At 71.3% G+C, this 10,196-nt stretch carries 10 protein-coding genes; 4 read left to right on the forward strand and 6 right to left on the reverse strand.

The genetic code is table 11. The annotated features are described in order from the left end of the window. The first annotated feature begins 27 nt into the window (after window positions 1-27). Window positions 28-879: a hypothetical protein gene (locus AOK00_RS28465; protein WP_055603115.1), complete on the forward strand. Its 852-nt coding sequence runs from the start codon at window positions 28-30 to the stop codon at window positions 877-879. A gap of 114 nt (window positions 880-993) precedes the next feature. On the opposite strand, the gene AOK00_RS28470 is transcribed toward AOK00_RS28465, so the two are convergent. Continuing rightward, window positions 994-1,791 (reverse strand): carbon-nitrogen family hydrolase, encoded by a 798-nt coding sequence (locus AOK00_RS28470; RefSeq protein ID WP_055603116.1) that lies wholly within the window; start codon window positions 1,789-1,791, stop codon window positions 994-996. 155 nt (window positions 1,792-1,946) lie between these two features. Here AOK00_RS28470 and AOK00_RS28475 point away from each other — a divergent pair, with 155 nt between their 5' ends. Next, window positions 1,947-2,774: a maleylpyruvate isomerase family mycothiol-dependent enzyme gene (locus AOK00_RS28475; RefSeq protein WP_055603117.1), complete on the forward strand. Its 828-nt coding sequence runs from the start codon at window positions 1,947-1,949 to the stop codon at window positions 2,772-2,774. 118 nt (window positions 2,775-2,892) lie between these two features. Here AOK00_RS28475 and AOK00_RS28480 read toward each other — a convergent pair whose 3' ends face one another. The 5 genes from AOK00_RS28480 to pdhA all read right to left on the reverse strand — a co-directional run bounded on the left by AOK00_RS28480 (window position 2,893) and on the right by pdhA (window position 8,614). Further along, on the reverse strand, window positions 2,893-4,209 hold the full coding sequence (locus AOK00_RS28480; RefSeq protein WP_055603118.1) for an MFS transporter: 1,317 nt from the start codon (window positions 4,207-4,209) through the stop codon (window positions 2,893-2,895). Continuing rightward, entirely contained in the window at window positions 4,206-4,880 is a 675-nt protein-coding gene (locus AOK00_RS28485) for a GntR family transcriptional regulator (protein WP_079042244.1), read from the reverse strand. Before AOK00_RS28485 ends, AOK00_RS28480 begins: the two co-directional genes overlap by 4 nt. Window positions 4,881-4,975: 95 nt before the next feature. Continuing rightward, a complete protein-coding gene (locus AOK00_RS28490; protein WP_055603124.1) occupies window positions 4,976-6,409 on the reverse strand; it encodes a dihydrolipoamide acetyltransferase family protein in 1,434 nt (477 codons plus the stop codon). A 31-nt stretch (window positions 6,410-6,440) separates the two neighbouring features. Next, complete coding sequence (locus AOK00_RS28495) at window positions 6,441-7,421, reverse strand: alpha-ketoacid dehydrogenase subunit beta (RefSeq protein WP_055603120.1); 981 nt, start codon at window positions 7,419-7,421, stop codon at window positions 6,441-6,443. A 2-nt stretch (window positions 7,422-7,423) separates the two neighbouring features. After that, window positions 7,424-8,614: a pyruvate dehydrogenase (acetyl-transferring) E1 component subunit alpha gene (gene pdhA, locus AOK00_RS28500; RefSeq protein ID WP_055603121.1), complete on the reverse strand. Its 1,191-nt coding sequence runs from the start codon at window positions 8,612-8,614 to the stop codon at window positions 7,424-7,426. A gap of 338 nt (window positions 8,615-8,952) precedes the next feature. Here pdhA and AOK00_RS28505 point away from each other — a divergent pair, with 338 nt between their 5' ends. Beyond that, window positions 8,953-9,612, forward strand: coding sequence for a response regulator (locus AOK00_RS28505; protein ID WP_055603122.1), 660 nt, complete (start codon window positions 8,953-8,955; stop codon window positions 9,610-9,612). Window positions 9,613-9,786: 174 nt separating this feature from the next. After that, window positions 9,787-10,196 (forward strand): pyridoxamine 5'-phosphate oxidase family protein (locus tag AOK00_RS28510; RefSeq protein WP_055603123.1); only part of this gene is annotated, 410 nt, incomplete at its 3' end.

Genomic DNA, 10,196 nt, shown 5'->3' on the forward strand with positions numbered 1-10,196 from the left:
GGCCCGCCCTACCCGAGTGAGCGACACATGCCTTCCTTCGACGTGACCCGATCCCGTTTCCGGCTGGCCGACGACGAGGTCTTCGTCCTCGCCCAGCTGGCGACCGGTCAGCCGGTCCCGGAGTCCATGGCGCCCGCCGAGGCGCGGCTCCGGGACGCCGGGCTCATGAACGGGGCCGGGGAGCTGTCCGCGCTCCTGCTGCCCCTGATGCAGACCCTCGTCAACCCCTCCGTGATCGTCTCCCTGGAGGCGGGCGGCCGGCAGGGCACCCTGCACCACGGGCTGCTCATCGGCGACGACCACGTCGTCTGCCACGAGACCTGGCCGGGCGAGGAGGAGGCGGTCTACCGGCTCGTCGAGCCGCGGACCGTGGTGTGGACGCTGGCCGACCTGATCGCCCTGCGCCAGTCCGACACGGCGGGCACCGCCAGGACCGAGGAGCAGGTCGTCGAGACGACCGTCGGCGTCCTGGAGGCGGGCCTCCAGGCCCTGGAGAAGGCCGCGTCGACGCCCGGCGCGGACGAGCGGTCCCTGGTCGTCGAGGCCCTGCGGGCGGCCGGGACGGCGGAGGGCACCGCCACGCGGCTCTCCCAGCTGATCGTGGAGGTGCGCTCCAACTGGCGGATGACCGCGGCCTGGCAGGGCCACCAGGGCGGGGAGCCGGGTGTGACGGCCCGCGCGGTCGCCGCCTGGGACTGCGGTCCGCTCGGATACTGGCTGCGCGAGCTGCCCGCCGAGCCGATGGCGGAGGGCGGGGCGGCGGCCGGCAGCCCGTTCCGGCTGCGCCGCGTCGCCCCGAAGCGGATCTGGCAGGAGCTGACGGGCCTGCTCCCGGACGAGTCGGAGATCGTCCGGCGTGAGGCCCCGGCGCAGCCGTAGCGGCCTGCGCGGCGGAGCTCGTACGAGGAAAGGCACCGGGGCCGGGTCCCTGGGGCTCCGAGCCCCTCCGGCTCCGGGTATCTCGGGCTCCGGGCCCCTCCGGCTCCGGGGGTCTCAGCCCCGCTTCGGCGGCGCGATTCCCAGCACCCGGTCCTTCAGCGCCGGGAACTGTTCGCGCGTCGCCGTGACCTTCGCCGGATCCAGGACCACCCGGAGGATCTCCTCGTCCGGGCCCGCCTCGGCGACGGTCTCGCCCCAGGGGTCGACGACGATCGAGTGACCGGCCTGCTCCACGCCCGCGTGCGTGCCCGCCGTACCGCAGGCGAGGACGTACGCCTGGTTCTCGACGGCACGGGCCCTGGCGAGCAGGCTCCAGTGCGCGCGGCGGCGGGCCGGCCAGCCGGCCGGGACGACGAAGGCCTGGGCGCCCGCGTCGACGAGCCCGCGGAACAGTTCGGGGAAGCGCAGGTCGTAGCAGGTGCCGACGCCGACGGTGAGGTGCGGCAGATCGACGGTGACCAGGTCCTCCCCGGCGGCCATCATCACCGCCTCGCCCTTGTCGAAGCCGAAGCGGTGGATCTTGCGGTAGGAGGCGGCGAGTTCGCCGTCGGGGGAGAGGACCAGCGAGGTGTTGTACAGCGCGCCGCCCTCCGCCTCGACGAAGGATCCGGCGTGCAGCCAGACCCCGGCGTCGCGCGCGGCGGCGGCCATCGTGCGGTGGGTGGGGCCGTTCAGGGGCTCGGACTCGGCGGCGAAGGACTCGTACGCGAAGGCCCCCATGGGCCACAGTTCCGGCAGGACGACGAGGTCGGCGCGGCCGGATTCCTCCCGTACGAGACGGGCCACGCGGGCACGTCGGGCGTCGACCGGTTCGTCCGGGTCTACCGCGATCTGGATCAGCGAGGCGCGCACACTACCACCGTCCTGGCATTCGAGCCGTCAACACCGGCCTACGATCGTCACACGAAAGCACTGCCGGGGTGCCTTCGGGCAGCGTAACTTAGCGTCCGAGCCTCCCACCCAGTCGTGTTTTCAGCCCGCGCACCGAAGAACCGCCGAGGGGTCCCGTGACCGTCCATCCCAGCCTCCAGAACTACGCCGACGCCTGGACCCACTCCATCGAGGCGATAGCCGAGCTGGTGCAGCCGCTCGTGGAGGGCGAGTGGAACCGGCCCACACCCTGCCCCGGCTGGTCGGTGCGGGACATCGTGTCCCATGTGATCGGCATGGAGACCGAGATGCTCGGCGACCCGCGCCCGATCCACTCCCTGCCGCGCGATCTCTACCACGTGCGCAGCGACTTCGCGCGCTACATGGAGGTCCAGGTCGACGTGCGGCGGCACCACACCGCGCCGGAGATGACCTCGGAGCTCGAGTACATCCTGATCCGCCGGGCCCGGCAGCTCCGCAACGAGAACCGCTCCCCCGAGCACCTGATCCGCGCCCCCCTCGGCGCCGAGCAGTCCCTGGAACTGGCGTACCGGATGCGCGCCTTCGACGTGTGGGTGCACGAGCAGGACCTGCGGGTCGCGCTCGGAACTCCGGGCAACCTGGACTCGGCGGGCGCCCACGTGACGCGTGACGTGCTCCTGGAGGCCCTGCCGAAGGTCATCGCCAAGGACGCGGGGGCGCCCGCCTCTTCGGCCGTGGTCATCGACGTCAGCGGTCCGGTGGAGTTCCTGCGGACGGTACGGGTCGACGCGGAAGGCCGGGGTTCCATAGACGGCGCGCCCTCGCTGGGCCCCGCGGTGACGCTCGCGACGGACTGGGAGACGTTCGTGCGTCTCGCCTGCGGCCGGGTCCGGCCGGCCGATGTGGCCGACCGGGTCAAGACGGAGGGCGACGAGGAGCTGGCCCGGGCCATCCTCGACAACTTCGCGGTGACTCCGCGCTAGTCCGCGCTCGTCCGCGCTGCGGCGGTTCGCTGTCCGGTGGTTCACCGCGCGACGGTTCGAGGTCCGGCGGTTCGAGGTCCGGCGGTTCGAGGTCCGGCGGTTCGAGGTCCGGCGGTCCCTAGACGGGGACGTGTACGGCTTCCACCCTGCTGGCGACGAGCCGGTCCCGTTCCCTGCGGTGGGTACGGGCCTTGAGGCGCAGGATCTGCACGACCCCCAGGGCCTCCAGGACGAAGACCGACGAGAACGCGATGCGGTAGTTGTCGCCGGTCGCGTCGAGCAGCACGCCCACGGCGAGCAGCGTCGTCATCGAGGCCACGAAACCGCCCATGTTGACGATGCCGGACGCGGTGCCCTGACGCTCCGGCGGGTTCGCCGGGCGGGCGAAGTCGAAGCCGATCATCGAGGCCGGTCCGCAGGCGCCGAGGACCAGGCAGAGGGTGACGAGCAGCCACATCGGGGCGTGGTCGCCGGGGTACGCGAGGGTGGTCGCCCACAGCAGGGCGGTCGCGGCGACCGTGCCGAGGGCGAGCGGGGCGCGGGCCGTGTGGTGACGGGCGATGATCTGCCCGTACGCGAGGCCGACGACCATGTTCGACAGGACGACCAGGGTGAGCAGGGTCCCCGCGGTCGACCGGGACAGGCCCTGTGCCTCCACCAGGTACGGCAGTCCCCACAGCAGCAGGAAGACCATCGCGGGGAACTGGGTGGTGAAGTGCACCCACATGCCGAGCCGGGTGCCGGGTTCCCGCCACGACTCGGCGATCTGACGGCGCACGAAGGCGGCGCCCGCGTGTGTGGCCGGCTGCGGCTCGTATCCCTCGGGGTGGTCCTTGAGGAAGAGCAGCAGCAGGACCAGGACGACGACGCCCGCGAGGGAGCTGCCGACGAAGGTGGTCGTCCAGCCGAGGCCGTGCAGGGCGCGGGCGATGAACACGGTGGAGACGAGGTTGCCGGCCATGCCGAAGAGCGCGGCGACCTGCCCGATGAGCGGGCCCCGGCGGGCCGGGAACCAGCGACTGCCGAGCCGCAGGACGCTGATGAAGGTCATGGCGTCGCCGCAGCCGAGCAGCGCCCGGGAGGCGAGCGCGGTGCCGTACGACGGGGAGAGCGCGAAACCCAGCTGGCCGAGGGTGAAGAGGACGACGCCGAGGGCGAGGACCTTCTTGGTGCCGAGCCGGTCGACCATGAGGCCGACGGGTATCTGCATGCCCGCGTAGACGAGCAGCTGGAGTATGGAGAAGGTGGAGAGCGCGGAGGCGTTGACGTCGAAGCGGTCCGCGGCGTCGAGTCCGGCGACCCCGAGGGACGTACGGAAGATGACGGCGACGAAGTAGACGGCGACACCGACGCCCCAGACGAGGGCCGCCCGGCGGCCGCCGGGCGGATCGCCGGGGAGCGTGACGGGGGAGCCGTGGCCGTTGCGGTTGCTCATCGGTCCTCGCCCCGGACCAGGACCTTGACCCAGCTGAGGTGCTGGCGGACGCAGTGCGCCGCGCCCTCGGCGTCGCCGGCCCTTATCCGGTCGAGGATCTCGGCGTGCTCGGTGATGTTCTTGGCGACGCGGTCGGGCTGGGACTGCATCACGGCGACGCCCATCCGCAGCTGGCGGTCGCGGAGCTGGTCGTAGAGGCGGGAGAGGATCTGGTTGCCGGCGTGCTGCACGATCTCGGCGTGGAAGCACCGGTCGGTGACCGCCACCTCCGCGAGGTCCCCGGCCGCGGCGCGCAGCTTCTGCTCCTCCAGGAGCTCCTCAAGCCGCTCGATGAGCGAGGCGGGGGCGGGCACGGCCCGGCGGACGGCGAACTCCTCGACGAGCAGCCGGGTCTCGACGACGTCGGCGATCTCCTGCGCGGAGACGGCGAGGACGAGGGCGCCCTTCTTGGGGTAGAGCTTGAGCAGCCCTTCCATCTCCAGCTTGAGCAGCGCCTCACGGACGGGCGTCCGTGACACCCCGACGGCGAGGGCGAGTTCGCCCTCGGTGAGGAGGGTGCCTCCCTCGTAGCGCCGGTCGAGCACGGCCTGCTTGACGTGCATGTAGACACGGTCGGCCGCGGGGGGCTGCCTGGTGGGCTGCGGGGCGGGACCGGCTGGCGCTGATGGCATGCGCACAGAATAGATACAACAGAGGTGCAACAGAGAGCCCCGTCCACATCATGGACGGGGCCTCATGTTTCACGTGAAACGGGCGAACCCGCGCACTACGCCCAGCTGATCAGGCGCTTCGGCTGCTCCAGGATCGCGGCGACGTCCGCCAGGAACTTGGAGCCGAGCTCGCCGTCGACCAGTCGGTGGTCGAAGGAGAGAGCCAGCGTGGTGACCTGGCGCGGCTTCACCTTGCCCTTGTGGACCCACGGCTGGAGCTTGATCGCACCGACCGCGAGGATCGCGGACTCGCCGGGGTTCAGGATGGGCGTACCGGTGTCGACGCCGAAGACGCCGACGTTGGTGATGGTGAAGGTGCCGCCCTGCATCGCAGCCGGGGTCGTCTTCCCGTCGCGGGCGGTGGAGATCAGCTCGCTCAGCGACGCCGAGAGCTCGGGCAGGGTCTGCGCGTGCGCGTCCTTGATGTTCGGCACGAGCAGACCACGCGGGGTGGCCGCGGCGATGCCCAGGTTCACGTAGTGCTTGAGGACGATCTCCTGCGCCGCCTCGTCCCAGGCCGCGTTGATCTCCGGGTTGCGCCGGACGGCGACCAGGACGGCCTTGGCGATGAGGAGCAGCGGGTTGACCCGCAGGCCCGCCATGTCCGTACCGGACTTGAGCTCCTCGACCAGCTTCATCGTGCGCGTGATGTCGAAGGTCACGAACTCGGTGACGTGCGGGGCGGTGAAGGCCGAGCCGACCATCGCCGCCGCCGTGGCCTTCCGTACGCCCTTGACGGGGATACGGGTCTCCCTGGCGTCGGTCGACACGACGGGAGCCGCCTGCACGGCCGCCGGGGCGGCCACGGGCTGGGCGACGGGCGTCGGGGCCTCGACGGCCGGCGCGGGCGCCGGAGCGGCTGCCGCGTGGACGTCCTCACGGGTGATGATGCCGTCCGGGCCGGTCGGGACGACCGTCGCCAGGTCGACGCCGAGGTCCTTCGCGAGCTTCCGGACCGGCGGCTTGGCCAGCGGGCGCGCGCCGCCCGGACCGTGCCCGTTGAGCTGCTCCGGTACGGAGACCGGAACGGCGACGGGGGCGGTGGCCGGAGCGGCCTGCGCCGGAGCGGCGGGAGCGGCCGGAACCGCGCCCTGCGCCGCCTTGCGCGGGCGCCGCTTGGTGGAGCTGGCGGCCACGCCGTAGCCGACGAGGACCGGCGTGCGGCCCTGCGGCTTGGCCTCCTCCTCGGCGACCGGAGCAACCGGAGCGGGCGCCGCGGCCTGGGCGACCGGAGCGGCCTCGGCCACCGGCGCCTCGGGCGCCGTCCCGCCGCCGACGTTCACCGAGATGATGACCTGGCCGACGTCGACCGTCGTCCCCTCGGGGAAGCGCAGCTCGTGGACCGTGCCGTCGAAGGGGATCGGCAGCTCGACCGCGGCCTTGGCCGTCTCGACCTCGCACACGACCTGGCCGTCCTCGACCGTGTCACCGGGCTGGACGTACCACTTGAGGATCTCGGCCTCGGTGAGGCCCTCGCCCACATCGGGCATCTTGAATTCGCGGATCGTCACGGTGCTCTCCTCAGTACGCCAGCGAGCGGTCGACGGCGTCGAGCACGCGATCGAGACCCGGCAGGTACTCCTCCTCCAGGCGCGCCGGCGGATACGGCGCGTGGTAGCCGCCGACCCGCAGGACGGGGGCCTCCAGGTGGTAGAAGCAGCGCTCGGTGATCCGGGCGGCGATCTCCGCGCCTGAGCCGAAGAACACCGGCGCCTCGTGGACGACGACCAGGCGGCCGGTCTTCTCGACCGAGGCCTGGATCGTGTCGAAGTCGAGCGGGGAGATCGAGCGGACGTCCACGACCTCGATCGACTTGCCCTCCTCGGCGGCGGCCTCGGCCACCTCCAGGCAGGTCTTCACCATCGGGCCGTAGGCCACCAGGGTGAGGTCCGTGCCCTGGCGGGCGACCCGGGCCTTGTGCAGCTCGCCGGGGATGGCCTCGGTGTCGACCTCGCCCTTGTCCCAGTAGCGGCGCTTGGGCTCGAAGAAGATGACCGGGTCGTCGCTCTGGATCGCCTGCTGGAGCATCCAGTAGGCGTCGTTCGAGTTCGCCGGGGTGACGACCTTGAGGCCCGCGACGTGCGCGAAGAGCGACTCGGGGGACTCGGAGTGGTGCTCGACCGCGCCGATGCCGCCGCCGTAGGGGATGCGGATGACGATCGGCATCTTCACCGTGCCGAGCGAACGGGCCCGCATCTTCGCCAGCTGGGACACGATCTGGTCGTACGCCGGGAAGACGAAGCCGTCGAACTGGATCTCCACGACCGGTCGGTAGCCGCGCAGGGCGAGACCGATCGCGGTGCCGACGATGCCGGACTCGGCGAGCGGGGTGTCGATGACCCGGTCCTCGCCGAAGTCCTTCTGCAGCCCGTCGGTGATCCGGAAGACGCCGCCGAGCTTGCCGACGTCCAGACCCATGATCAGGACCTTGGGGTCGGTCTCCAGGGCCTTGCGCAGGGACTCGTTGAGCGCCTTCGCGAGGGGAAGCTTCTGAACAGCCATGATTACTCGGCCTCTCCGCCCTCGAAGGACGCCTGGAAGGCGGCGAACTGGGCCCGCTCCTCGTCGACGAGCGCGTGCCCGTCCGCGTACACGTTGTCGAAGATCGCCATGTGCTCCGGAACGGGCATGGCGCGGACGACCTCGCGGACGTGCTTGCCGAGCGCCTCGCTCTCGGCCTCCAGCTCCTCGAAGAAGGCCGCGTCGGCGTGGCCCTCGTTCTCCATGTACGTCTTGAGGCGCTGGATCGGGTCCTTGGCCTCCCACTCCTCGCGCTCCGCGTCCCGGCGGTAGCGGGTCGGGTCGTCGGAGGTGGTGTGGGCGGCCATGCGGTAGGTGTACGCCTCGATGAGCGTCGGGCCCTCGCCGCGGCGGGCGCGCTCCAGCGCCGACCGGGTCACGGCCAGGCACGCGAGGACGTCGTTGCCGTCGACGCGGACACCGGGGAAGCCGAAACCGGCGGCGCGCTGATAGAGCGGGACGCGGGTCTGCTTCTCGATGGGCTCGGAAATGGCCCACTGGTTGTTCTGGCAGAAGAACACGACCGGGGCGTTGTAGACCGCGGAGAAGACGAACGACTCGTTCACGTCGCCCTGGCTGGAGGCGCCGTCACCGAAGTACGCGATCACGGCGGAATCCACGCCGTCCTTCGCAATGCCCATGGCGTAACCGGTGGCGTGCAGGGTCTGCGAGCCGAGAACGATCGTGTACAGGTGGAAATTGTTGGTGTTGGGGTCCCAGCCGCCGTTGTTCACACCGCGGAACATGCCGAGCAGGTTGGTGGGATCGACCCCGCGGCACCAGGCGACGGCGTGCTCACGGTAGGTGGGGAAGACGTAGTCGTCGTCCCGCAGGGCCCGGCCGGAACCGATCTGGGCCGCCTCCTGGCCGAGCAGCGAGGCCCACAGGCCCAGCTCGCCCTGGCGCTGCAGCGAGGTGGCCTCGGCGTCGAAGCGACGGCTGAGCACCATGTCGCGGTAGAGACCGCGCAGCTCCTCGGCGCTCAGGTCGATGTCGTAATCGGGGTGCTGGACGCGCTCTCCCTCGGGCGTCAGCAGCTGTACGAGCTCGGGCTCCGTCGCTCCCGCGGCGCGCGCGCTCGTCTTCTTGGTGGTGCTCGTGCTCGCGCTTGCGGTGCGCTTGGTGCCGCTGCTGCGTCGCGTCGTCTTGCGCGCGGCAGTGCTCTCCACGGTCACGTGCGTGCTCCTCCGTCGGTCCGGCCTCCGGGTTCGCCGGGTGGGCCAGTGCGGCTCCGCCTTGTCCGTACCTTCGCACGGGGTGGGTGCGACGCGGTCGGGGTCAGGCGTGACAGGTGCCCCGACGAACGCCGTCATAGGCACGTTACCCACAGTGCGGCATTCCCGCGAAACCCCACCTGACCTGCGATTTTGCTTGGATTTCCAAGTAAATCGAGAAAAGCGGGACTTAGCCCTGGTCAGGGCGTGGACAACGGCCCGACTCCGTCGTCGGAACAACCGGCACGTTATCCCGCGCACCCCGGGCGCGGGAAGAGCCAATATGTGAGACTGACCGCGTGCGCGAAGAAGGAAAAATCCGGGTATTTCTGCTGGACGACCACGAAGTCGTCCGGCGCGGCGTCCACGAGCTGCTCTCCGTGGAGGACGACATCGAGGTGGTCGGGGAGGCCGGGACGGCCGCGGACGCGCTGGTCAGGATCCCTGCGACCCGCCCCGACGTCGCCGTGCTCGACGTCCGGCTGCCCGACGGCAGCGGGGTGGAGGTGTGCCGCGAGATCCGTTCGCAGGACGAGGGCATCAAGTGCCTGATGCTGACCTCGTACGCGGACGACGAGGCGCTCTTCGACGCGATCATGGCCGGAGCCTCGGGTTATGTCCTCAAGGCCATCCGCGGCAATGAACTTCTGAACGCGGTACGGGACGTGGCGGCCGGCAAATCGCTGCTCGACCCGGTGGCGACCGCCCGCGTCCTGGAGCGGCTGCGCGACGGCAACAATCCGAAGGGTGACGACAAGCTCGCCCATCTGACGGAGCAGGAGCGCAGGATCCTGGACCTGATCGGCGAGGGCCTGACCAACCGGGTCATCGGCGAGCGGCTGCACCTCGCGGAGAAGACCATCAAGAACTATGTCTCCAGCCTGCTGTCGAAGCTGGGCATGGAGCGGCGCTCGCAGGCCGCCGCCTACGTGGCGCGGCTCCAGGCGGAGCGCCACTGACGTACGGCGGGGCCCCGGAGCCCGCCGTGAGGCGTCGGTGACGCCGGCCGGCCGATCGGGCCCCTCCCCGTACGGGCCAGAGCGGCCGGCGGCCCCCATTCGGGACCTACGTCCCCGTGAAAGCGGGGCAGGGGGCCCTTCCCGACACGGTGCCGGTGACGGAGAGTGGATGCCATGTCCACCGACGAGATCCGCGCCATCGAGCTGCTCGGCCGCGTGTCGTACGGCCGGGTGGCGACGAGCATGCGGGCGATGCCGTTCGTCGCCCCCGCCCGCCACATCGTGGCCGACGGCCGCGTCCTGATCCGGCTGCACCGGGGCCTCGGCTACCACCGCGCCTGCAACGGCAGCGTCGTCGCCTACGGCGCGGACAACTTCAGCTCCGGATCCGCGAGCCTCTGGTCCGTGCAGTTCACCGGCACCGCCGAGATCGTCGAGCCGACCGCGGAGGAGCTCGCGGACTTCGGAGCCGAGCCGGAGCTGGTGGACGGCGAGGCCTTCGACCCGGTCTACATGCGGATCGAACCGCAGTTCGTGACGGTCCACGCGCTCGACTACGCGAGCGAGACCCCGGTGCCCCGACC

It is taken from the genome of Streptomyces aureus (assembly GCF_001418135.1).
Taxonomy (GTDB): domain Bacteria; phylum Actinomycetota; class Actinomycetes; order Streptomycetales; family Streptomycetaceae; genus Streptomyces; species Streptomyces aureus_A.